Source organism: Dongia sp., from assembly GCF_041905885.1.
Taxonomy (GTDB): domain Bacteria; phylum Pseudomonadota; class Alphaproteobacteria; order Dongiales; family Dongiaceae; genus Dongia.
This window is the reverse complement of record NZ_JAYRKD010000024.1, coordinates 42673-63552: the sequence shown is the minus strand read 5'-3', so window position 1 is coordinate 63552 and position 20880 is coordinate 42673. Positions and strand designations below refer to the sequence as shown.

Below are 20880 nucleotides of genomic sequence, written 5' to 3'. Positions count from 1 at the left end.
AAAAGGGCAGTCCAAGCCCGCGCCCAGGGCAGGCTGCCGCGCGGTCGGGAACAATTAACCGAAATCCCCGGCCCCATCGAGCGGAAAATGATAGTTAGGACAAAATATATGACCTATTATTCCGGAGCCTGTCGCGGTTCGGAGTCAAGTGAAGGGATGAACGTCCCGCCGAGGTCGATATTAGTACCATTCCGGTACTAATTTGAGTGCGTGAACCCTCCGATTCGCGATGTTATAAGTCCCGACCCCTACAGGTTGAGACGCGTCAGTGCCGAATGCCGACATCTTGATCATGGCGATCCTCCGCGGCGTGGCGGAGATCCTCCCCATCGATCCGGAGGCCCATTTCGCCCTGCTGGCGCGGCTGTTCTGCTGGGCGGCCGTGGACCACATGGCCGCCGCTGCGGGCTTCATCGGCCTCCTTTTGGCCCTCCTGGTCTATCTCTGGCGGGATGTCCTGCAGATGACCCGCAGCCTGCTCCGGATCCTCCGGGGCAAGCGCGACCCCGGCGGCGCCTTGATCCTCCACCTGCTGGTCGCCTCGGTGCCGGCCTTCGTCATCACCTTCGGCTTGCGCGGCTTGCTCGACGTTACGCTCCGGGAGCCGATCTATATCGCGGTGCTGCTGGTCGCCTTCGGCGTGGTGCTCTATGTCGCGGACCAGGCGGGGCTCACGGTGCGGCGTATGCATCAGATGAATCTCGTGCAGGCGCTGATCATCGGCGTGTTCCAGGGCCTGGCCGTCCTGCCCGGGGTCAGCCGCATCGGCATCGTGATCACGGTGGCGCGCACGCTCGGCTACGAGCGTCCCGACGCGGCGCGTTTCGCGCTGCTGCTTTCGATCCCCTGGATGCTGGCTTCGGCGCTCTACAGCTTCTGGCTCGGCATCGCCGCGCGGCAGATGGTGGATGACGAGCGCGTGCTGCTGACCGCCACGATCAGCGGCATCGTCGGCTTCCTGGCGATCGCCTTCCTGATGTACTGGGTGCGGCGCGGCAGCTTCACGCTCTTTGCGCTCTACCGCGTGGCCCTGGGCGGCGCGCTGATCTACGCGCTCTACCGCATGCCGGAGCTGGTCTGCAGCTGATTGGGGCTAACCGACCTTGCTGTAGAAACCCTGCGGCCGGTAGCGATCGAGATAAGTCGGCAGGATCGGTTCCAGCGCGCTCGGCGTGATGCCGAGCGCCGCCAGTCCCGCGGCCTGCGGCCCCACCACATTGTCGCGCTTCAGCAGCTTCACCTGGTCGGCGGTGAGCGGCGGCTTGATGAAGGGGATCGACTGGAAGAACGCACCCTTCAGCGCGGCAATCGCAAAGGGCACAGAGCAGAGGCAACGCTTGCGGCCGATCTCGGCGAGCATCAGGGTCAGCAATTCGCGGAAGCTGTAGATCCGCGGGCCGCCGAGCTCATAGGTCTTGCCGGCATGGGCTTCCGGATGTTCGATCGCGCGCGCGATCGCCTCGGCGACATCCAGCACATAGACCGGCTGGAACCGCGTCGTGCCGCCGCCGATCAACGGCAGGGCGGGCGAGAGCAGCGCCATCTTGGCGAAACGGTTGAAGAAGTCGTCCTCCGGCCCGAACACGATGCTCGGCCGCAGGATGGTGGCGCCGGGAAACGCCTTGGCGACCGCGGCTTCGCCGGCGGCCTTGGAGCGCGCATAGGCCGCGGGCGACTGCGCATCGGCGCCGATCGCCGAGACCTGGGCCAGCGCCCGCACCCCGGCCGCCGCGGCTGCGGCGGCGATGTTCGCCGCGCCTTGCGCATGCACCGCGTCGAAGCGCTGCGGCCCGGCCTGGAACAGGATGCCGACCAGATTGACCACGGCGGAAGCACCTGCGACCGCCGCGCGCACCGAGGCCGGGTCGCGCACATTGACCGCGACCGGGATCACCTGGCCGACATGGCCGGCGGTCTTGCAGAACAGCGCCTGGTCCGGGCGGCGCACTGCCACGCGCACCAGCCAGCCCTCTCGGGCCAGGCGCCGCACCACATAGCGGCCGATGAAGCCGGAGCCGCCGAACACCGTCACCAGTTCGCCGCGCATCTTCGCCCCCATCCCTTTGCCGAATAAGGGCTAGATATGTGCCAAAGGTCCCGGTTTGTAAACGCTCCGGCAGGCCGGAAATGGGTGGCCGTGCGGCGAAAAATCCACCGCTTCAAGAGCGCTCATTAGTGATTGACTTCAGGACGTTTCTGGACAGAATGCGCCGGCCAAAACGCCCGGGCGCTCCGGGCGACCGAACGGCCTGTGCCCAGGTGGCGGAATTGGTAGACGCGCTGGCTTCAGGTGCCAGTGGCCGCAAGGTCGTGGAGGTTCGAGTCCTCTCCTGGGCACCATCGCTCCGATGATTTATACCGGACTGATCCCGCGCCGAATCGGGGAAGGGGCGGAATCTTCGGGGTAACGCAATGAGCATCCATCTCTACAAAGGCGATCTGCCCGACGGGCTCGATCTCGGCCGCTCGGTCGCGATCGACACCGAGACCATGGGCTTGAACCCGGTCCGGGATCGGCTCTGTCTCGTGCAGATGTCGTCGGGCGACGGCGTCAGCCATCTGGTGCAGATCCCGAAGACCGAGCCGGGCAAGTTCCATCACGCGCCGCGGCTGGTGGCGATGCTGGAAGACCCGAATGTGCTGAAGATCTTCCATTTCGCCCGCTTCGACGTCGCGGCCTTGAAGGCCTATCTCGGCGTGCGCGTGGCGCCGGTCTATTGCACCAAGATCGCCTCGAAGATGACGCGGAGCTACACCGACCGGCACGGGTTGAAGGATCTGTGCAAGGAGCTGCTCGACGTCGAGCTTTCCAAGCAGCAGCAATCCTCGGACTGGGGCAGCCCCGATCTCTCCGAGGACCAGTTGCGCTACGCCGCCTCGGACGTGCTTCACCTCCACAAGCTGAAGGCGAAGCTCGACCCGCTGCTGGCGCGCGAGGGCCGTACCGCGCTCGCCGCCGCCTGCTTCGAGTTCCTGCCGACTCGGGGTGAGCTCGACCTGCTCGGCTGGGAAGAGCCGGACATCTTCGCGCACTGAGCCCGCCCGGTCCGCCGGTCCTGGCGCGCCCCGGCGGGTCCGCCGGTCTTGGCGAGCTCAACCGTAATTAACCTGCCCGGGCCACAGGTTGAGCCCGCTGTCACGCTCCGGTAAGGGGGCAGGCAAAGGCCGGGACGAAGCTGGGAAATCCCTTCTGTTTTCGAGGGATATCTGAGAAAATTGCTGCCCGGGGGAGACCCTTGGGCCAGGGGGAGACCTTGGGGGCAAGGGTTAGGAATCGATTGGAATGAACAAAGTGCCGAACGCCGCCGCAAGCGCCGAAGCATCGAGAGCGCCGGAGGCCCCGCTGAGCACGGCCGGGCGCGACGATCTCGCCGCGGCGAAGCGGGTGCTGGTTCAGGAGGCGGACGCGCTGCGCCGCCTCGCCGACAGCCTCGACGGCGCGCTGCTGAAGGCGCTCGACATCCTCGCGGCGGTCACCGGCCGGGTCATCGTCACCGGCATGGGCAAGTCCGGGCATATCGCGCGCAAGATCGCGGCGACCCTGGCCTCGACCGGCACGCCAGCCCAGTTCGTGCATCCCGCCGAGGCGAGCCACGGCGACCTCGGCATGGTGACGTCGAAGGACGCGGTGCTGGCGCTGAGCAATTCCGGCGAGACCGCGGAGCTCTCCGACATCCTCGGATTTGCCCGGCGCTGGAACATCCCTGTGATCGGCATCACGATGAAAGCGGAAAGCGCGCTGGGCAACGCCGCCGACGTGACCCTTGCCTTGCCCAAGACCCCGGAAGCGGGTGCAATGGGGCTGGCCCCCACGACCTCGACGACGATGATGCTGGCGCTCGGTGACGCATTGGCGGTCGGCCTCTACGAGCGGAAGGGCCTTTCCGCCGAGGACTTCCATGAGCTGCATCCGGGCGGCAAGCTCGGGCAGATCCTGATCCGGGTCGGCAACCTGATGCATGTCGGCGACGAGGTGCCGCTGATCGGCACCGACGACGTGATGTCGCACGCCCTGCTGATCATGACCGCGAAGACCTTCGGCTGCGTCGGCGTCGTCAACGCCGGCGGGGATTTGGTCGGGATCGTGACCGACGGCGACTTGCGCCGCCACATGGGACCGGATCTCCTGCGCGAGCGGGTCGGCGACGTGATGACCAAGGGTCCGCTCACCATCCGTGCCAACGCGCTCGCCGCCGAGGCGGTTCGCGTGATGAACGAGCGTTCGATCACCAGCCTGTTCGTCTGCGACGGGATGAAGCCAACCGGCATCGTCCGCCTGCACGACTGTCTGAAAGCGGGGGTGGCCTGAGGCGATGACAGATCGTTCCGACATGCCGGAGCTGGTGGCGCCGCGCCGCGTCTTCAAGCGCAAGCGCAACAAGGGCCTGATCACGGCACTGAAGATTCTGCTGCCGCTGATCGCGGTCGGCTGCGTCGCCTACATCGTCATCTACCAGCGCCAGGTGAAGGTCATCACGCCGATCGACATGGTGGGTCCGAAGGCCAGCACGCCATCGCAGAGCGACGTGACGGTGAAGCAGGTCCAATATAACGGCGTCGATGCCAGCAATCGGCCCTATTCGATCACCGCGGAATCCGCCTCGCAGCCGCAGAAGGTCGAGCCCGCGCCGGCCCCCGCCAATACGGCCGATGCCGACGGCGAGGGCGAAGCTGCGCCGGCGCCCCAGCCGGCGCCAGTCGCGGCGGCGGACGAGTCCGACAACGTGGTCAACCTGCAGACGTTGACGGCCGACATGACCATGAGCGACGGCGCCTGGGTGGCGCTGAAGGCGGATCACGGCGTCTTCCACCGCGACCAGGGCACCGTGGATCTCTCCGGCAACGTGACCTTGTTCCACGACACCGGCCTCTCCTTCGAGACCGATGCGGCCACGGTCGATCTGAAGAACGACTGGGCCAGCGGCAACCAGCCGGTCGAGGGGCAGAATGCCGACGGCCAGCTGGCGGCCCAGGGCTTCGAGATCAAGGACGACGGCAAGACCATCCTGTTCACCGGCCGCTCCTACCTGAAGCTCTACCCGAAGAAGTCCGGAGGCGGATCATGATGCCGTTCCGCCGGGTCCCGTTCCATCTGGCCGCGCTGGCCGCGCTGCTCACACTTGCGGCGCCGCTCGGCGCCCACGCCCAGGAGCAATCTTCCGGCTTCGATTTCGGCGGCGGGCAGCCGATCGAGATCAGCGCCGACAACGGCATCGAATGGAACCGCGAGGCCCAGACCTATACCGCGAGCGGCAACGCGGTCGCAGTCCAGGGTACGTCGGAGCTCCACGCCGACAAGCTGATCGCGACCTACGGCGGCGGCGGCAACCAGATCGATCACGTCACCGCCGAGGGCACGGTGCGGATCATAAGCCCGTCGCAGACGGCCTACGGAGACCGCGCGGAATACGACCAGGTGAAGCGCCTGCTGGTGATGACGGGTTCGGGGCTGAAGATCGTCAACGCCGACGAGACCGTGACCGCGCGGGATTCGCTCGAATACTGGCAGGACCAGGACGCGCTGGTCGCCAAGGGCGACGTCGTCATCCTGAAGAGCGACGGCACCAAGATCGACGGCGACCAGGTGACCAGCTATTTCCGCAAGAACGCCGAGGGCAAGCGCGAGGTCTTCCAGGTGAAGGCCGAGGGCAACGTCAAGATCGATACCGGCAAGGAGATCGCGACCTGCCAGCGCGCGGTCTACGATCCGGCGACCAGGATCGCGGTGCTGACCGGCAACGTGGTGCTGACCCAGAACAAGAACGTGTTCCGCGGCGCCCGCGCCGAGATCGACATGGCGAAGGGGATCAGCCGCCTGCTGCCGGGCGAAGGTCAGCGCGTACGCACCACGATCCAGCCGAAGCAGAACTCCAATCAGGGCTCGGAAGCGCCGGCGTCTTCCGGCAACGACACGCTGGCACTCGACAGCACGGCGTCGGTGCAATGAATCCAGCGCATGCCCCGGAGCCTGAAGTCGACGAGAGCGCCTCGGTGGAAGTGAAGCCAAGCGGCGGCGGCGTGAGCCTCAACGGCAACGCGCCGGATCCGGTGCCCTTCACCAAGGCGGCCGACGGTCATCCGCTGATCCATGTGAACGGCGTCACCGTCGACCCGCGCGGCGTCGAAGGCCTGGTCGCCTATCATATCGGCAAGCAGTACAAGGGCCGCCCGGTGGTGCGCGACGTCTCGATCGGCGTGCAGCGCGGCGAGGTGGTCGGCTTGCTCGGCCCGAACGGCGCCGGCAAGACCACCTGCTTTTACGTCATCACCGGCTTGATCAAGGCCGACGCCGGTGCCATCTATCTCGACGGCGAGGAGGTCACCGATCTCCCGATGTATCAGCGCGCCCGCGGCGGCATCGGCTACCTGCCGCAGGAAGCATCGGTGTTCCGCGGCATGTCGGTCGAAGACAATATCATGACCGTGCTCGAGGTGACCGAGCGGGATCGCAGCAAGCGCAAGCCGCTGGTCGATCGCCTGCTGGCCGAGTTCTCGATCGAGCATTTGCGCCGCACCCCGGCGATGGCGCTGTCCGGCGGCGAGCGCCGGCGCGTGGAAATTGCGCGCTGCGTTGCCATGCGGCCGAATTACGTTCTGCTGGATGAGCCCTTGGCCGGCATCGATCCGATCGCGGTCGGGGACGTGCGCGACATCGTCACGCACCTCAAGGACCGCGGCATCGGCGTGCTGATAACCGACCACAACGTGCGCGATACGCTGGAGATTGTCGATCGCGCCTACATTCTCCACGAGGGCCATGTCCTTCGCGAGGGCACGCCCCGGGAGATCGTCCGCGACCCGCAGGTCCGTCGCGTTTACCTTGGAGAAAGATTCTCCCTGTAGTACCGTGCCCTATGGCCGTTACGCAGAGGATAGATCTCCGGCAGGCACAAACCCTGGTGATGACGCCGCAGCTCCAGCAGGCAATCAAGCTGCTGGAATTGTCGAACCAGGATCTCGTCGCTTATGTCGAAACCGAGCTCGAGCAGAATCCCTTGCTCGATCGGGGCGACGATGACCGCAGTGGAGAAAATTCTGCCGAGCGAGCGGAAGATTTTTCCGACAACGCGGAATCTTCTGCCGAGACATCCGACCGCATGCTCGACACCGCCGAGTACAACGCGCGGGAGTCGATGCCCGACGAAAAAGATTCACCGCTCGACACCGATTACGACAACACCTATTCCAGCGCCGCGGCCGAAGCCCCGGCCGGCGGCGATCTCTATGACGGCGCCTGGCGCGGCACCGGCGGGCGCAGCGATTTCGGCGACGGCGAATACGGCATCGAGCAGACCGCGCAGCGCCCCGAGACCCTGCGCGAGCATCTGGAAGCGCAGCTCCACCTCGACATCACCGATCCGACCGAGCGCATCATCGGCCTGCAGATCATCGACATGCTCGATCCCGCCGGCTATGTCAGCGGCGATCTCGTCCATCTCGCCGAGCGGCTCGGCTGCCCGCAGGCGCTGGTCGATTCCGCCTTGGCCAAGCTGCAGCAATTCGAGCCCTGCGGCGTGTTCGCCCGCGATCTCGCCGAATGCCTGGGGCTGCAGCTGAAGGAACGCGACCGGCTGGATCCGGCCATGCAAACCATGCTCGCCAATCTCGGCTTGCTCGCCAAGCACGACCGCAACCAGCTGATGAAGCTCTGCGGCGTGGACGCGGAAGATCTCGCCGACATGGTGACCGAGATCCGCGCGCTCAATCCGAAACCGGGCCTCTCCTTCGAGACCGAGGAGGTCGAGACCGTCATTCCCGACATCCTGGTCAACCGGCGGCCCGACGGCTCCTGGTCGGTGGAACTCAACACCGACACCCTGCCGCGCCTGCTGGTCAACCAGCAGTACCACACGCTGGTCTCGTCCAAGGCCTCGAGCAAGGCCGAGAAGGAATACATCAGCGACCGCCTGGCCGCCGCGAACTGGCTGGTGAAGACCCTGCATCAGCGCGCGACCACGATCATGAAGGTCGCTTCCGAAATCATCCGCCAGCAGGAGATGTTCCTGCTGCACGGCGTGCAGCACTTGAAGCCGCTCATTCGCCGCGACATCGCCGAGGCGATCGGCATGCACGAGAGCACCGTCAGCCGGGTCACCACCAACAAATACATGGCGACCCCCCGAGGCCTCTTTGAGCTGCGCTATTTCTTCAGCGCCGCGATCCAGGGCGCCAACGGGGCGGACAGCCATTCCGCCGAGGCCGTCCGGTCGAGGATCAAGGATCTGATCGATTCGGAGCCGGCCAACGACATCCTCTCCGACGACAAGCTGGTCTCCATCCTGCAGGGCCAAGGCGTGGATATCGCCCGGCGGACCGTCGCTAAGTATCGAGAATCGTTGAAAATACCTTCGTCGGTCCAACGCCGGCGCGAGAAAGCCTTGCGTTCGGCCTGATCATCGCCACATGCTTTCCAGGGGCATCCTTCCGGGGATCCCCTGAAGAGACTGGGGCGGTATTGACTTCGCCGGGAACGGTTCCTATGGTCCCGGCCGTTTTGCGGGGGCGCGTTCGAGCCTTGACTGCAATGTGCCCAGTTGGAATGGAGACGCGGCACGCGGAAACGGTGCTGCCGTGGACTTGTTCGGCGCCCACCCTGGAGGCGCCCCTGTTTCCCCATCATTGGCAAGCGGACGAGAAGCGATGAACCTGACCGTCAACGGCAAAGGCATCGACGTTGGTGAAGCGTTGCGGACCTACGTCGCCGAAGCCCTGGACCGGATGTTCGAGAAGTTCTTCTCGAACCCGATCGAAGCGACCGTGACCTTCTCCAAGCAGGGCTACCGATTCCATTGCGCGATCTCGGTGCATGTCGGCCGCGGCATTCTCATGCAGGCGGAAGACGACGGCGGCGACGCCTATGCCGCCTTCGACATCGCCGCGGAGACCATCTCCAAGCGCCTGCGCCGGCATAAGCGGCGCCTGCGCGATCACCACCGCGCCGAGACGGATTCGTATGCGGCGCGGTCCTTCGTGCTGGCGCCGGACATGGGCGAAGAAACGACCGAGGACAGCGGCGGCGCCGACCACGCCAACGGCCACGCGGCGCTGATCGTCGCCGAGCTCGAAGCGGACATTCCCACTCTCACCGTCGGCGAGGCGGTCATGCGCCTTGACCTCGCCGAGACACAGGCGATGCTGTTCCACAATCGCGCGCATGGGGGGCTGAACATGGTTTACCGCCGCAACGACGGCAATATCGGTTGGGTTGATCCGGCGTCGAAGCCGGATGTTGCGGAGCCCCGCAGGGCCGGATCGCCGGCGCGACGCTAGATCGCGACGAACCTCCCGCCACGCCGATCCGACACAGTCATGGGATCGGCGCCAGCCGAACGGAGCACGAGGGATCATGGAGATCGAGGATCTACTGTCGTCACCGGCGCAAGTCATGCCGCGCCTCAAGGTCTCGAGCAAGAAGCAGGCGCTGCAGGACCTGGCGCGCCGCGCCGGCGAGATCACGGGCGTCCATGAGCGCCAGATCTTCGACGTGCTGCTGGAGCGCGAGCGGCTCGGCACCACGGGCGTCGGAAACGGGATCGCGATCCCGCACGGCAAGCTCGCCGACGTGAAGCAGATGTTCGGCCTGTTCGCCAGGCTCGACCACGCCGTCGACTTCGAGGCGATAGACGAGCAGCCGGTCGACCTGATCTTCCTGCTGCTGGCGCCGGAAGGCGCCGGCGCCGACCACCTGAAGGCCCTGGCCCGGGTCTCCCGGCTGCTCCGGGACCGCCCCATCTGCGAGAAGCTCCGCGGCGCCGACCAGGCGGAAGCGATCTACGCGCTCCTCACCGACCGCGCCCACAGCCACGCGGCTTGAGCGGCGGAGATCGCGCAGCCCCGCTGTATCGCGCCTGCAATCTTTGATAGATTGGCCCCCTGGGAAAGCTTTGGGGGCGTGGATGCTGTTCGCGTTGTTCTCGTGGGGCAGCCGCATGGGGCGGCTGAGCTATTTCGGCTATTCGGTGCTGCTGGGCATCGTGCTGGTGGTGCTCGGCTTGATCCTGCTCCTGCCGTTGCGCAATGCGACGAATGCGCAGGGGGTGACCATTGCGATCGTTCTCATCCTGGTCGCGATGGCAATCTGGGGCGGATTTTGCCTGGCCGCGAAACGGCTGCATGACATCAATCTCTCCGCCTGGCATTACGCCTGGATGATCGTCGTGCCCGCGATCTGCAACGGCCTTGGCGCGGCGATGCAGGAGACCATGAAGGTCCCCGGCCTGACCCTGATCATCATCGGCGGCGTGATCTCGCTCAGCGTCGGCCTGTTTTTGCTGCTCTGGCCGGGGACCGACGGCCCCAACGACTACGGCGAGCGCGAATAGGTCCGCCCGCCCACCCCCTTGGACCATGGTCCATCTGTGCCGCCCAGGCCGCGGGCGTAGATTTGCACGGGTTGAATTCCCGCAAACGCGAGGGGGCAGGAATGCTGGTTCGGGCTTTGATCATGGCTATGGCGTTGAGCAGCGCCTTGTTGCTGTCGGGCTGCGGCGGCGGCGGTGCCGATTCGACCGTCAACAACACCACGGTCAGCAAGGGCCAGGCCCTGATCGACCTGAAGAAGGCCTATGACGCGGGCGCCATCAGCGAGCGCGAATACGAGAAGCAGCGCGAAAAAATCCTCGACGAGGACTGAGGCCGGCGATGAAGAAATCCCCCGCTTCTAAACTGATGGCGGCAACCGCGCTGCTCGCGGCCGCCTTGCTGCTCGCCTCCTGCGGCTCCAGCCAGACCGTCCACAACCGCATGGTTCCGCCCGAACAGTCCGCCGCGGATCTGAAGCGGGCGCTCGATGCCGGCATCATCAGCCAGGACGAATACGAAGAAGAGATGGAGAAGCTGCAAGACGCCCATTGAGAGGCGGCTGCCGCTCTACCACCGCGCGCGTTTCTGCTAGGCTCCGGCTCCCCGCTTTTCGCGGGACAGGGGGCGCGGCGGACAGATCATGCTGGAAGGCTATTTCGCTCTCAGCGGCCGGATCCGCCGCTGGCGGTTCTTTCTCTATTCGCTGGTGCTTTGGATCATCATCATCCCGGTCGTCTCGCTGCTCGCGATCCCGGCCGTCAACAACGCGCGCCACCCGAGCGGGGCGGCGGTGATCGCGGTCGTTGCGATCGGGGCGTTCTGGATGTGGGCATTCTTCGCGCTGGTCGTGAAACGGCTGCACGACCTCGACAAACCCGGCTGGCACTATCTCTGGATGTTCCTGTTGCCGGGCCTGCTCATGGGCGGCTTTTCGATCCACTGGTCCGGCAGCTCCAGCGGGCAGTGGAGCATCGGCTACTCGCAGACCACGGGAATCGTGTCGCTGATCGCGACGCTCTATCTGATCCTGGCACGGGGCAGCGATGGGCCGAACAAATACGGGTATCCGCCATGATGCGGATACCCGTGCAAAGCAATTGAGCGCTAGTGCAGGGTGACCGGGGCGAGGCCGTTCTCGACGGCGGCGGCGATCGCCGCGTTGCGGTCGGGAAGAAGCGCGAGCTGCTGGCCGTTGGCGGCGAAGATGCCGACGGCGGTGCTGCCATCGACCTCGACGTCCTTGAGATAGGCGACGTCCTTCACGCCCAGCGAGAGCAGGTCTTCGGTCGTGATCTTGCGGATCTGTTCAAGCGATACCATGGCTGTTTCTCCTGGGATGCGCCCAAGGGAGCGACCCCTATCGTTCTTCTCGAATTCGAATGCGTGGTCCGCGATCAGCTCTTGGCGCTGCCGGTGACCGCGATCTCCGTGGGCCCGGCCCCCGGATTTCCACCGACCCGGTCACTCGTCCGCTGTGCTGCCTTCTTGATCGGCACGGTGCGGACCTGGGGTTCCACCTTGGGCCGCGCGAGCTCGATCGAAAGCAGGCCATTATCAAGGCTGGCGCCGGTCACTTCGATCCCTTCGGCGAGCACGAAGCTGCGCTGGAACTGCCGCGCCGCGATCCCGCGGTGCAGGTAGATCCGATCCGCATCGTCTTTCTGGCGGCCGCGCACGACGAGCTGGTTGTCCTCGATCTGGATCTCGAGGTCCTCGATGGCGAAACCGGCGACGGCCAGCGTGATGCGCAGGGCCTCGTCGCTGATCTGCTCGATGTTGTAAGGCGGGTAGCCCTCGGAACCGGTCTTCGAGATCCGGTCCAGCGTGCGTTCGAAATGATCGAAGCCCAAGAGCAGCGGGCTGTTGAAGAGCGATAGTCTCGACATTCCTGCCCCTCCATGCGAGCGAGCCTTTAGAGCAATGCCGCGATGCCCGTTCCCGGCCCATCGCGGTGGCCCCGCCCGGGGTGTCCCCGGGCCCGGCGCCATGAACAGTAAATGGTCCGAGAAATTAACTTTTCAAGCGGCTCCCTGTTCCCCCGGAATGCCCGGTGGCGGCGGCGGGGATCGCCCCGCGCAGCGCCCCAACGGCCGCTGGGTTAATTCACACTCTTTCCACAGGCCTATCCACAGCAGACAATCGTCCTTTTGTTGAAAAAAGCCTGTTGTCGCCGGAGCTTGGCGAGCAAGCCCGGTCCGCTGCCGCGGAACGGCTAAGAAGCTCATTCCAAAGTTGTGCCGGGATACAATATGCGACTGAGTTTCGCCGCAGGTTTGGCGGCTTCTTGGGGTGCCGCGAGGCCGTCCTCCAGGGTAGACAATGCCATTGCCGCGTGTAAGGTTGCGCCCCGCAAAGTCCAGACGAGGCCCCCAGGGCGAAGCCAAAAGGCGGGGAGGGGCTCCAGCAAGGAAGCGCGATGGGGGCGACATCGGCAGGCGCGGCGCAGGTTGAAGCCGGCAAGCCCGAGGCGGCGAAGCCGGGCCAGCCCGGCGCGATCCGCCTCGACGGGCATTTCGGCCGCGGCCGACGGGCTGCGGCGCCTCAGCTGGACGCGATGCAGCTGCGGCTCGACGACCCGGATCTCGATGCCGATCTCAAATTCGCGCTGGATTACTGGTTCCGCAAGCGTGCCGGACGCCTGGCGCCGAGCCGGGCCGACATCGATCCGGTCGAGATCGCGCCGCTGCTGCCGCGGGTGATGCTGGTCGATGTCAGCCTCGATCCGGTCGATTTCCGCTTCCGTCTCGCCGGCACCGGCCTGTTCAAGATCCACGGCGCCGAGCTCACCAACAAGCGTGCGCTGGACCTCGAGCCGCCTGCCTACGGCGCGCTCATTCATCGCCTCTATTGCGATGCGCTTTCCGGCCGCGCGCCGATGGCACACCGGCTGCTGATCGAATGCGAGACCCGGCGCAGCGCCTTTCTGCGGATCATCCTGCCGCTCTCGGAGGATGGCGCGACCATCAACCGCCTACTAACGGTCGAAAGCTACGCCGACGCCGCGCAGGACCTGCGCGACTGCTTCGAGGAAGCGCGTCTCAGCGCGAGTCGTTCGTAATCAATCCAGGGTGCGGCCGATATCCAGCGCGGCGCCGCGCAGCCGCGGCAGGTGCTGCAGTGCCTGCGTCAGGTCGAGCCGCGCCTTTGCCGCATGGCAGGCCACGGCGCCGATCAGGCGGCCCTTCGGATCGGTGACCGGCACGGCGATCGCGACCAGGCCGAGGATGAATTCTTCGTCGTCGGTGCCGTAGCCGCGGCTGGCGATCTCGGCGAGCTCGGTCTCGAGCTTGCTGCGCGAGGTGATCGTCTTCTCGGTCAGCGCCGCGAGGTTGAGCGTGTCCAGCAGGCGCCGGCGGCGCTCCGGCTCCATCATCGCCAGGAACAGCTTGCCGCTTGCGGTGCAGTGAATCGGCACGCGCGAGCCGGTCTCGAGATGAATGCGTAACGGCCAGCGCGATTCCACGCGCTCGACATAGACCACCTCGTTGCCGGCGAGCGCCGTGAAGTTGCAAGTCTCGCGGATCTCATCGACCAGCTTCTCGAGGATGGCGCGCCATTGCACGCTGGCCGAGCCGCGGCGGATCGCGTTGAAGGCCAGGCGTTCGGTCGCCGGTCCCACCCGATAGCGATAGCGCCCGGGCTCGCGCGTCAGGTACTTCGATTCCTCGAGCCGGACGCAGAGCCGGTGCACGGTCGGCTTGGGCAGCTTCAGCTGCGTGCCGATCTCGGCCAGGGTCATGGGTTGCGGCGAGGCCGCGACAAGCTGGATCAGGTCCAGCACGCGAAATACGACCGAGCGCCGGCCTTTGCCGCCGCGTTCCATCGCATCGGCCAGGGGTTCGGCCAACGGGTCGTTGGGTTCCATCTCTCGTGACATGGAACCTTTGTAGCAGCGAATTCCTAAAATTCGCTGAATTTACGTTGTTAACCTCCACAAACTCGTGTGTGGCCGTGTGGATCGTCCCGCAGCCTGAACCCCAGGGAAGTGGGAGGCCGCGGGCAAAGAAAAACCCCCGCCGCAGTCGCCTGCGGGCGGGGGTTTCGTCTGGTGGACCCAAGCGGGATCGAACCGCTGACCTCCACAATGCCATTGTGGCGCTCTCCCAGCTGAGCTATGGGCCCGAACTCGATACCCGCGGGCTGTCTGGGAACCCGGGGGCTAAAAGCGGCTGGAAGCTAGAAGCGACCCGCCGGTATTTCAAGCGAAATCAGTAGGCGACCGGGCAGCGCTCAGCGCTCCCCTTCCTCCTCCGGCTCGATCGTCTCCGGAATGTCCTCGTCGTCCTCGCCGAGCTCGGAGGTATCCTCGATCACGTCGTCGGATTCCTCGGCCGCGTCCTCGGTCTCGACATCCGTCTCGGGATCGGGGAGTTCCGGCTCCTTCACCGGCTTCACCGGCACGACCTTCTCGGGCGCGCGGCGGCGGCTCTTCAGGATCGCCTCCGGATCATAGGTGGCGCCGCATTTCGGGCAGACGATCGGGTCTTTCCGGAGATCGTAGAAGTGGGCGCCGCAGCTCTGGCAGGTGCGCTTCGTGCCCCATTCCGGTTTGGTCACTTCGGCCTCTCCATATTCGATTTCGGGGAGGCCGGTTTCCGAAGCGCCGCACCCCCGCGGGTCGGGGTGCCGTTTGCCATGTGACACTGGCGCTGTCAACACGGGATCAAGAGCGAAAAACCGGCAAAATGCCGCCGGTTGTCGCGGTTCGGAATTTCCATCCCGCCCGGCCTTTGTGCTAGAGAGGCGCGCCTTCCAGGCCGCACCTGACATAAGAGCCCATGAGCAAGACCCATTCGCTGCCCCGGCCGCTCCAGTCCGGCACCGCTTCCAAAGGCCTGAAGGGCCGGATCCGGGTGCCCGGCGACAAGTCGATCTCCCATCGTTCGCTGATGCTGGGCGCGCTGGCCCTGGGCGAGACCGAGATCCACGGCCTCCTGGAAGGCGAGGACGTGCTGCGCACCGCGGCGGCGATGCGCCTGCTCGGCGGCGAAGCCGAGCGGGGGCCGGACGGGGTCTGGCGCGCCCGCGGCCGCGGCATCGGCGGCCTTCGCGAGGCAGCCGAGGTGCTGGATCTCGGCAATGCCGGCACCGGCACGCGCCTTTTGATGGGCCTGGTGGCTGCATACCCGATGGTGACCTTCTTCACCGGCGATGCGTCCTTGCGCTCGCGCCCGATGGCGCGGGTCTCGGATCCCCTGAAGCTGATGGGCACCCAGATCGTGGCGCGGTCCGGGGGGCGCCCGCCGCTCGCCGTCATCGGCACCAAGGATCCGCTGCCGATTACCTACAAGCTGCCGGTGGCTTCCGCCCAGGTGAAGTCGGCGATCCTGCTCGCCGGCCTAAACACGCCCGGCGTCACCACGGTGATCGAGCCCGAGCCGACCCGCGATCACACCGAGCTCATGCTGAAGGGCTTCGGCGCGCAATTGTCCGTCGAGCAGACCAAGGAAGGCCGCGCCGTCTCGCTCACCGGCCAGCCGGAGATCACCGGTCGCAAGATCGTGGTGCCCGGCGATCCTTCCTCGGCGGCGTTTCCGATCGCCGCGGCGCTGGTGGTGCCGGGCTCCGAGCTCACCATCGAGAATGTCTGCCTCAACCCGCACCGCATCGGCCTCATCGAGACCCTGCTGGAAATGGGCGCCGATATCACCGTCGAGAACGAGCGCGTCGAAGGTGGCGACCGGGTCGGCGACTTGCGCGTGAAGCACGGCAGCTTGAAAGGCGTCACCGTCCCGCCGGAACGCGCACCCTCGATGATCGACGAATACCCGATCCTCTCCGTCATAGCCGCCTATGCAGAGGGTGAAACCCGGATGCTGGGCCTGGGCGAGCTCCGGGTAAAGGAAAGCGACCGCCTCGGCGCGATGGCGCGGGGCTTGAAGGCCTGCGGTGTCGACGTCTCCGAGGGTCCCGACTGGCTCAGCGTGAAGGGCAACGGCAAGCCGCCGGCGGGCGGGGCCGAAATCGCGGTCAACCTCGACCATCGCCCGGCGATGTCCTTCCTGGTCCTGGGCCTGGCCGCCAAGCGGCCGGTCAGCATCGATGACGGCTCCCCGATCGACACCAGCTTTCCGACCTTCGTCGATCTCATGAACGGCATCGGCACCGGCATCCGGCTCCGGAATCGATGATCCTGACCATCGCCATCGACGGTCCCGCCGCGGCCGGCAAGGGCACCTTGGCCCGGCGCCTGGCGGCCGCCCATAACCTCGCCTATCTCGATTCCGGTTCGCTCTACCGCGGCACCGCCCTGACCCTGCTGCGCGACAACTTGCCCGAGACGGATGCGGTGGTGGTGGCGCAGAAACTCCGCCCCGAGCTGCTGACCGACCCGGAGCTCCGGGCCGAGGCGACCGGGCGGCTGGCCTCCAAGGTGGCGGCCATCCCCGCGGTGCGGGCCGCCCTGCTGGACTGGCAGCGGGACTTCGCCAAGCGGCCCCCCGGGGGCAAGCAGGGGGCGGTCCTGGACGGCCGGGATATCGGCACCGTGGTGCTCCCCGACGCCATGGTTAAGCTCTTCATCACCGCCTCCGACGAAGCCCGGGCGATGCGCCGATTCAAGGAGTTGCAAGAGAAGGGCGAGGCCGCTATATACGCGCGAGTTTTGGAGGATATGCGGGAGCGGGACGCCCGGGATACGGCCCGTTCGACAGCTCCCATGCGGCCGGCGGAAGACGCCCTGATCATCGACACTTCGGCACTGGATGCCGATCAGGTCTTCAGCCTCGCCCAAGATTACATCGCGCAGAAAATCTGAACCCGCACCGGCGTGCAATCCCGCACGTCGTGCACCCACCATTCAAGACCACCGGACACAACCGGTCGGCCTGAATAGTTTTCGAAAGGAACTTGAACCACATGGCTAAATCCGCAGCCGCCCGCGTCACCAAGGAGCGCGCCCAGAGCGACAGCTTCGCGGCACTCCTCGAAGAAACCTTGGGCGCCGCCCAAGGCCTCGAAGGCAGCGTCCTCTCCGGCACCGTCGTCTCGATCGACGGCGAGTTCGCCCTGGTCGATGTCGGCCTGAAGTCCGAAGGCCGCGTCGCGCTGAAGGAATTCGCGCTGCCCGGCCAGAAGGCCGAGCTGAAGGCCGGCGACGTCGTCGAAGTCTATCTCGAGCGCATGGAAGACAAGAACGGCGAAGCCGTGCTGTCGCGCGACAAGGCGCGCCGCGAGGAAGCCTGGACCCAGCTCGAGAAGCAGTTCAAGGACAACCAGCGCGTCAACGGCGTGATCTTCGGCCGCGTGAAGGGCGGCTTCACGGTCGACCTCAACGGCGCCGTGGCCTTCCTGCCCGGCTCGCAGGTCGACATCCGTCCGGTGCGCGACGTCGGCCCGCTGATGGGCACCCCGCAGCCGTTCCAGATCCTGAAGATGGACCGCGCCCGCGGCAACATCGTGGTCTCCCGCCGTGCCGTGCTCGAGGAGAGCCGCGCCGAGGCCCGCAACGAGCTGGTTGCGAACCTCAAGGAAGGCCAGGTCCTGCAGGGCGTGGTGAAGAACATCACCGATTACGGCGCCTTCGTTGACTTGGGCGGCGTCGATGGCCTGCTGCACGTCACCGACATCGCGTGGCGCCGCATCAACCACCCGTCGGAAGCGCTGCACATCGGCCAGACCGTCAACGTCCAGGTCGTGCGCTTCAACCCGGAAACCCAGCGTATCTCGCTCGGCATGAAGCAGCTCGAGGCGGATCCCTGGGAGGGCGTGCAGGCGAAGTATCCGGTGGGCAGCCGCTTCAAGGGCCGCGTCACCAACATCACCGACTACGGCGCCTTCGTGGAGCTGGAGCCGGGCATCGAGGGTCTCGTCCACGTCTCGGAAATGAGCTGGACCAAGAAGAACGTCCATCCGGGCAAGATCGTCTCCACCTCGCAGGAAGTGGAAGTGATGGTGCTGGACGTCGATCCGGTGAAGCGCCGCATTTCGCTCGGCCTGAAGCAGTGCATGGAGAATCCGTGGTCGGGCTTCCTCGAGAAGAACCCGGTCGGCGCCGAGCTCGAGGGCGAGGTGAAGAACATCACCGAGTTCGGCCTGTTCGTCGGCCTCACCCCGGAGATCGACGGTATGGTCCATCTCTCCGACCTCGACTGGGAGCGCCCGGGCGAGGAAGCGGTGCAGGACTACAAGAAGGGCGACATGGTGAAGGTGAAGCTCCTCGACGTCGATATCGAGAAGGAGCGCATCAGCCTCGGCATCAAGCAGCTGAAGAAGGACAATTTCGCTGAAGCCTCGACCGCGCTGAAGAAGGGCTCGGTGGTGACTTGCACCGTGACCAGCATCAACGAAGGCGGCATCGAGGTCTCGGTCGGCGACGGCGTCACCGGCTTCATCAAGAAGAACGACCTGAGCCGCGAGCGCAGCGAGCAGCGTCCGGACCGTTTCGCCGTCGGTGAGAAGGTCGATGCCAAGATCACCCAGATCGATGCCAAGACCCGCAAGGTCTCGCTCTCGATCAAGGCCCGCGAGGTCGAAGAGGACAAGCAGGCGATGGCGGAGTTCGGCTCGTCGGATTCCGGCGCCAGCCTGGGCGACATCCTCGGCGCGGCCCTCAACAAGGCCAAGAAGGGCGGCAAGGACGAAGAGTAAGGCCGGCGGCATAAGCCTCTCGGTCAGCAACAAAATTACAAAATAGTGCCTGTTTGGGCCGGAAGGGCAACCTTCCGGCCCTTTTTTGTGCCGGAATCCGGGGTGAATCGGGTTAGGGCCCAAAAAACGTATTAAAATGAGCGACTTATCCTTGACGGCGCTCGATTCCCTTGGCACGCTTTTGAAACTCCTGGGGTCGGCCCCCCGGGGTGACCAGGGGAAGGCCGGTCGCGGGCAAGTTTTTTGCCCCACGCGGCGGGCGTGCGGGGACAGGGATGACGAAATCCGAACTTATTCTGCGGATCGGGGAGCTTAATCCGCATCTTTATCATCGCGATGTCGAGCGGATCGTCACCACGATCTTCGAAGAGATCACCAACGCCTTGGCAAAGCGCGATCGGGTCGAACTGCGCGGCTTCGGTGCCTTCTCGGTGAAGCAGCGCGACGCCCGCAAGGGCCGCAATCCCCGCACCGGCGAGACCGTCGCGGTCGACCAGAAGGTGGTTCCTTTCTTCAAGACAGGCAAAGAGTTACGCGACCGGCTCAACTCGAAGATCGAGTCCGCCACGCCGGCGAAAGCCCCGGAATCCGCGCCGGCCGCCAGCAAGCCGCCGGTTTCCGGCGAATAACGTCCGCCAGCTTAGACAGGCCTCTCCTGTAGAATGCGTCAGCCTGCCTGCGGCATGGTTAAGCTTGCCATCCCGGCACGCCGCATTTAGACCGCGTGGATAGGAATCAACCGGGGTTCAATCGGGCAGGAATCGACATGCGCCGTTTCGCCTGGATCGTGACGCTTCCGATCATCGCCATCGTCACCGCCTTCGCGGTGATGAACCGCCAGGAGGTGGCGCTCAATCTCTGGCCCTTGCCCTGGGATTTCGCGGTGCCGGTCTTCCTGCTGACGCTGCTGCTGATCCTGTTCGGCTTCTGCTTCGGCGTGCTGGTGATGTGGTTCACCGGCGCAAGGCAGCGCCGCCAGCTGCGCGCAGTGAAGCGCGACCTCGACGAAGCGAAGATGGAGCTGCACACGCTCCGCCGCGCTCCGCCGCCGCAGCGTGCCACCGGCACCGCGCTGGCCACCACGCAGACCAGATTGCCGGCGGCTTAGAACTCATTGTTGCTGACGAACTAAGTCGTCATCCCGTGACTTGGTCACGGGATCCACGCCTTTCTTTCTTCAGTCGCCAAGGCGTGGATCCCGGCACCTCGTGCCGAGATGACGGATAGAGGAAGCCGCGGGACGAAGAGAGCGCCTTACGGCACCCATTCCATATTGGCGCGCCAGAGCTCGGCGCGTTCCTGAGCCGAGGCGATCTCGGTCTTGGTCATGCGCGGCGCGATCGCCTGCATCTCGGTGGTGGCGGCGATCGCATCGCCGCTCCCTGAGAGCATGAACCACTTATAGGCTTCGACCCGGTCGGTCGCGGTGCCGATGCCGTTGGCGAACATCAGGCCGAGATTGTGCTGGGCCATGGTGTTGCCCTGGTCGGCGGCGCGCTTGTACCAGGTGATCGCCTTGTCGTAGCTCTGCTTGGTCAGCGTGCCTTCGTAATAGATGACCGCGAGGTTGTACTGCGCGTACAAGTCGCCGGCATCGGCCGAACGCTTGAAGTAGTCGACCGCGCGCCACTTGTCGGCATCGACGCCGAGCCCCTCGAGATAGATCAGCCCCATGATGCGCATCGCCCAGGGATCGCCCTGGCTCGCGGCCTTGCTCGCCCAGGAGCGCGCGTTGCGGTAATCCTGCTCCAGGCCGGTGCCCTGGCCGTAGCGGATGCCGAGCTCGCGCTGCGCGTCGGCCCGGCCGGCATCGGCCAGCTGCTGGATCTCGGCCAGCGGCTCGTCGCGCAAATCTTCAGCGCAAGCCATCCCGGCCTGGAGGCCGAGGGCGGCCCCGACGAGGGCGCCGAACTTCCATGATCTCATTCTTTCCGTCTCCCGCTGGGTCGGTCTTCGCGCCGCGCCAGCTCCCCTGGGATTCGTATCCGG

The 20880-nt window shown here is 65.7% G+C and carries 25 protein-coding genes and 2 tRNA genes; 20 read left to right on the top strand and 7 right to left on the bottom strand.

The genetic code is table 11. From position 1 onward, the window contains the following. Window positions 1–268: 268 nt before the first annotated feature. On the top strand, window positions 269–1087 hold the full coding sequence (locus ACH2CY_RS21130) for an undecaprenyl-diphosphate phosphatase (RefSeq protein ID WP_395021479.1): 819 nt from the start codon (window positions 269–271) through the stop codon (window positions 1085–1087). Window positions 1088–1093: 6 nt separating this feature from the next. Here ACH2CY_RS21130 and ACH2CY_RS21125 read toward each other — a convergent pair whose 3' ends face one another. Then, the gene (locus ACH2CY_RS21125; RefSeq protein ID WP_395021477.1) at window positions 1094–2047 is read right to left on the bottom strand and encodes a complex I NDUFA9 subunit family protein; all 954 of its coding nucleotides are present in this window, start codon (window positions 2045–2047) and stop codon (window positions 1094–1096) included. Window positions 2048–2253: 206 nt separating this feature from the next. On the opposite strand from ACH2CY_RS21125, the gene ACH2CY_RS21120 reads away from it, so the two are divergent. From ACH2CY_RS21120 to ACH2CY_RS21060, 13 genes are all read left to right on the top strand, one after another. Continuing rightward, window positions 2254–2340 (top strand) — tRNA-Leu (locus ACH2CY_RS21120). A 72-nt stretch (window positions 2341–2412) separates the two neighbouring features. Continuing rightward, on the top strand, window positions 2413–3036 hold the full coding sequence (locus ACH2CY_RS21115; RefSeq protein ID WP_395021476.1) for a ribonuclease D: 624 nt from the start codon (window positions 2413–2415) through the stop codon (window positions 3034–3036). A 247-nt stretch (window positions 3037–3283) separates the two neighbouring features. Next, complete coding sequence (locus ACH2CY_RS21110) at window positions 3284–4309, top strand: SIS domain-containing protein (RefSeq protein WP_395021475.1); 1026 nt, start codon at window positions 3284–3286, stop codon at window positions 4307–4309. 4 nt (window positions 4310–4313) lie between these two features. Then, on the top strand, window positions 4314–5066 hold the full coding sequence (gene lptC, locus ACH2CY_RS21105; protein ID WP_395021473.1) for an LPS export ABC transporter periplasmic protein LptC: 753 nt from the start codon (window positions 4314–4316) through the stop codon (window positions 5064–5066). Next, complete coding sequence (locus tag ACH2CY_RS21100) at window positions 5063–5947, top strand: LptA/OstA family protein (RefSeq protein WP_395021471.1); 885 nt, start codon at window positions 5063–5065, stop codon at window positions 5945–5947. The genes lptC and ACH2CY_RS21100 overlap by 4 nt, the downstream gene beginning before the upstream one ends. Beyond that, window positions 5944–6843, top strand: coding sequence for an LPS export ABC transporter ATP-binding protein (lptB, locus tag ACH2CY_RS21095; protein WP_395021469.1), 900 nt, complete (start codon window positions 5944–5946; stop codon window positions 6841–6843). The genes ACH2CY_RS21100 and lptB overlap by 4 nt, the downstream gene beginning before the upstream one ends. Window positions 6844–6854: 11 nt before the next feature. Continuing rightward, window positions 6855–8393: an RNA polymerase factor sigma-54 gene (gene rpoN / locus ACH2CY_RS21090; protein ID WP_395021467.1), complete on the top strand. Its 1539-nt coding sequence runs from the start codon at window positions 6855–6857 to the stop codon at window positions 8391–8393. Window positions 8394–8640: 247 nt separating this feature from the next. Then, window positions 8641–9270, top strand: coding sequence for a ribosome hibernation-promoting factor, HPF/YfiA family (gene hpf, locus ACH2CY_RS21085; RefSeq protein WP_395021466.1), 630 nt, complete (start codon window positions 8641–8643; stop codon window positions 9268–9270). A 76-nt stretch (window positions 9271–9346) separates the two neighbouring features. Next, entirely contained in the window at window positions 9347–9814 is a 468-nt protein-coding gene (ptsN, locus tag ACH2CY_RS21080) for a PTS IIA-like nitrogen regulatory protein PtsN (protein WP_395021465.1), read from the top strand. Between the two features lie 82 nt (window positions 9815–9896). Next, window positions 9897–10322, top strand: a complete 426-nt coding sequence (locus tag ACH2CY_RS21075) for a DUF805 domain-containing protein (RefSeq protein ID WP_395021464.1) — start codon at window positions 9897–9899, stop codon at window positions 10320–10322. 101 nt (window positions 10323–10423) lie between these two features. After that, window positions 10424–10633: an SHOCT domain-containing protein gene (locus tag ACH2CY_RS21070; RefSeq protein ID WP_395021463.1), complete on the top strand. Its 210-nt coding sequence runs from the start codon at window positions 10424–10426 to the stop codon at window positions 10631–10633. Between the two features lie 8 nt (window positions 10634–10641). Beyond that, window positions 10642–10854: an SHOCT domain-containing protein gene (locus ACH2CY_RS21065; RefSeq protein ID WP_395021461.1), complete on the top strand. Its 213-nt coding sequence runs from the start codon at window positions 10642–10644 to the stop codon at window positions 10852–10854. Between the two features lie 88 nt (window positions 10855–10942). Then, complete coding sequence (locus ACH2CY_RS21060; RefSeq protein WP_395021460.1) at window positions 10943–11377, top strand: DUF805 domain-containing protein; 435 nt, start codon at window positions 10943–10945, stop codon at window positions 11375–11377. 29 nt (window positions 11378–11406) lie between these two features. On the opposite strand, the gene ACH2CY_RS21055 is transcribed toward ACH2CY_RS21060, so the two are convergent. Both ACH2CY_RS21055 and ACH2CY_RS21050 read right to left on the bottom strand, forming a co-directional pair. Then, window positions 11407–11622 (bottom strand): DUF1150 family protein, encoded by a 216-nt coding sequence (locus ACH2CY_RS21055; protein ID WP_395021459.1) that lies wholly within the window; start codon window positions 11620–11622, stop codon window positions 11407–11409. A gap of 74 nt (window positions 11623–11696) precedes the next feature. Continuing rightward, complete coding sequence (locus ACH2CY_RS21050) at window positions 11697–12188, bottom strand: Hsp20 family protein (RefSeq protein ID WP_395021458.1); 492 nt, start codon at window positions 12186–12188, stop codon at window positions 11697–11699. 530 nt (window positions 12189–12718) lie between these two features. On the opposite strand from ACH2CY_RS21050, the gene ACH2CY_RS21045 reads away from it, so the two are divergent. After that, window positions 12719–13360 (top strand): PAS domain-containing protein, encoded by a 642-nt coding sequence (locus ACH2CY_RS21045; RefSeq protein ID WP_395021457.1) that lies wholly within the window; start codon window positions 12719–12721, stop codon window positions 13358–13360. Here ACH2CY_RS21045 and ACH2CY_RS21040 read toward each other — a convergent pair whose 3' ends face one another. The 3 genes from ACH2CY_RS21040 to ACH2CY_RS21030 all read right to left on the bottom strand — a co-directional run bounded on the left by ACH2CY_RS21040 (window position 13361) and on the right by ACH2CY_RS21030 (window position 14859). Further along, a complete protein-coding gene (locus ACH2CY_RS21040; protein ID WP_395021455.1) occupies window positions 13361–14167 on the bottom strand; it encodes an IclR family transcriptional regulator in 807 nt (268 codons plus the stop codon). A 181-nt stretch (window positions 14168–14348) separates the two neighbouring features. Further along, window positions 14349–14424: transfer RNA gene (locus tag ACH2CY_RS21035), tRNA-Ala, on the bottom strand. Window positions 14425–14532: 108 nt separating this feature from the next. Next, a complete protein-coding gene (locus ACH2CY_RS21030; protein WP_395021453.1) occupies window positions 14533–14859 on the bottom strand; it encodes a TIGR02300 family protein in 327 nt (108 codons plus the stop codon). Window positions 14860–15080: 221 nt separating this feature from the next. Here ACH2CY_RS21030 and aroA point away from each other — a divergent pair, with 221 nt between their 5' ends. From aroA to ACH2CY_RS21005, 5 genes are all read left to right on the top strand, one after another. Next, complete coding sequence (aroA, locus tag ACH2CY_RS21025) at window positions 15081–16433, top strand: 3-phosphoshikimate 1-carboxyvinyltransferase (RefSeq protein WP_395021451.1); 1353 nt, start codon at window positions 15081–15083, stop codon at window positions 16431–16433. Beyond that, window positions 16430–17059: a (d)CMP kinase gene (gene cmk, locus ACH2CY_RS21020; protein ID WP_395021450.1), complete on the top strand. Its 630-nt coding sequence runs from the start codon at window positions 16430–16432 to the stop codon at window positions 17057–17059. Before aroA ends, cmk begins: the two co-directional genes overlap by 4 nt. Window positions 17060–17160: 101 nt before the next feature. Continuing rightward, on the top strand, window positions 17161–18891 hold the full coding sequence (rpsA, locus tag ACH2CY_RS21015; protein ID WP_395021449.1) for a 30S ribosomal protein S1: 1731 nt from the start codon (window positions 17161–17163) through the stop codon (window positions 18889–18891). A 275-nt stretch (window positions 18892–19166) separates the two neighbouring features. Continuing rightward, window positions 19167–19520 (top strand): integration host factor subunit beta, encoded by a 354-nt coding sequence (gene ihfB / locus ACH2CY_RS21010; protein ID WP_395021520.1) that lies wholly within the window; start codon window positions 19167–19169, stop codon window positions 19518–19520. A gap of 137 nt (window positions 19521–19657) precedes the next feature. Continuing rightward, on the top strand, window positions 19658–19999 hold the full coding sequence (locus tag ACH2CY_RS21005) for a lipopolysaccharide assembly LapA domain-containing protein (protein WP_395021447.1): 342 nt from the start codon (window positions 19658–19660) through the stop codon (window positions 19997–19999). Window positions 20000–20145: 146 nt separating this feature from the next. On the opposite strand, the gene ACH2CY_RS21000 is transcribed toward ACH2CY_RS21005, so the two are convergent. Continuing rightward, window positions 20146–20817, bottom strand: coding sequence for a tetratricopeptide repeat protein (locus ACH2CY_RS21000; protein WP_395021446.1), 672 nt, complete (start codon window positions 20815–20817; stop codon window positions 20146–20148). Window positions 20818–20880 lie beyond the last annotated feature (63 nt).

Excerpts from the sequence above, each read along its gene's own strand:
- cmk (WP_395021450.1), top strand. The coding sequence starts at position 16,430 with ATGATCCTGACCATCGCCATCGACGGTCCCGCCGCGGCCGGCAAGGGC.
- rpoN (WP_395021467.1), top strand. The coding sequence starts at position 6,855 with ATGGCCGTTACGCAGAGGATAGATCTCCGGCAGGCACAAACCCTGGTG.
- ACH2CY_RS21005 (WP_395021447.1), top strand. The coding sequence starts at position 19,658 with ATGCGCCGTTTCGCCTGGATCGTGACGCTTCCGATCATCGCCATCGTC.
- ihfB (WP_395021520.1), top strand. The coding sequence starts at position 19,167 with ATGACGAAATCCGAACTTATTCTGCGGATCGGGGAGCTTAATCCGCAT.
- ACH2CY_RS21045 (WP_395021457.1), top strand. The coding sequence starts at position 12,719 with ATGGGGGCGACATCGGCAGGCGCGGCGCAGGTTGAAGCCGGCAAGCCC.
- ACH2CY_RS21115 (WP_395021476.1), top strand. The coding sequence starts at position 2,413 with ATGAGCATCCATCTCTACAAAGGCGATCTGCCCGACGGGCTCGATCTC.
- ACH2CY_RS21000 (WP_395021446.1), bottom strand. The coding sequence starts at position 20,817 with ATGAGATCATGGAAGTTCGGCGCCCTCGTCGGGGCCGCCCTCGGCCTC.
- ACH2CY_RS21050 (WP_395021458.1), bottom strand. The coding sequence starts at position 12,188 with ATGTCGAGACTATCGCTCTTCAACAGCCCGCTGCTCTTGGGCTTCGAT.
- ACH2CY_RS21110 (WP_395021475.1), top strand. The coding sequence starts at position 3,284 with ATGAACAAAGTGCCGAACGCCGCCGCAAGCGCCGAAGCATCGAGAGCG.
- ACH2CY_RS21065 (WP_395021461.1), top strand. The coding sequence starts at position 10,642 with ATGAAGAAATCCCCCGCTTCTAAACTGATGGCGGCAACCGCGCTGCTC.
- rpsA (WP_395021449.1), top strand. The coding sequence starts at position 17,161 with ATGGCTAAATCCGCAGCCGCCCGCGTCACCAAGGAGCGCGCCCAGAGC.
- aroA (WP_395021451.1), top strand. The coding sequence starts at position 15,081 with ATGAGCAAGACCCATTCGCTGCCCCGGCCGCTCCAGTCCGGCACCGCT.
- ACH2CY_RS21055 (WP_395021459.1), bottom strand. The coding sequence starts at position 11,622 with ATGGTATCGCTTGAACAGATCCGCAAGATCACGACCGAAGACCTGCTC.
- hpf (WP_395021466.1), top strand. The coding sequence starts at position 8,641 with ATGAACCTGACCGTCAACGGCAAAGGCATCGACGTTGGTGAAGCGTTG.
- ACH2CY_RS21070 (WP_395021463.1), top strand. The coding sequence starts at position 10,424 with ATGCTGGTTCGGGCTTTGATCATGGCTATGGCGTTGAGCAGCGCCTTG.
- lptB (WP_395021469.1), top strand. The coding sequence starts at position 5,944 with ATGAATCCAGCGCATGCCCCGGAGCCTGAAGTCGACGAGAGCGCCTCG.
- ptsN (WP_395021465.1), top strand. The coding sequence starts at position 9,347 with ATGGAGATCGAGGATCTACTGTCGTCACCGGCGCAAGTCATGCCGCGC.
- ACH2CY_RS21060 (WP_395021460.1), top strand. The coding sequence starts at position 10,943 with ATGCTGGAAGGCTATTTCGCTCTCAGCGGCCGGATCCGCCGCTGGCGG.
- ACH2CY_RS21075 (WP_395021464.1), top strand. The coding sequence starts at position 9,897 with ATGCTGTTCGCGTTGTTCTCGTGGGGCAGCCGCATGGGGCGGCTGAGC.
- lptC (WP_395021473.1), top strand. The coding sequence starts at position 4,314 with ATGACAGATCGTTCCGACATGCCGGAGCTGGTGGCGCCGCGCCGCGTC.
- ACH2CY_RS21100 (WP_395021471.1), top strand. The coding sequence starts at position 5,063 with ATGATGCCGTTCCGCCGGGTCCCGTTCCATCTGGCCGCGCTGGCCGCG.
- ACH2CY_RS21125 (WP_395021477.1), bottom strand. The coding sequence starts at position 2,047 with ATGCGCGGCGAACTGGTGACGGTGTTCGGCGGCTCCGGCTTCATCGGC.
- ACH2CY_RS21040 (WP_395021455.1), bottom strand. The coding sequence starts at position 14,167 with ATGGAACCCAACGACCCGTTGGCCGAACCCCTGGCCGATGCGATGGAA.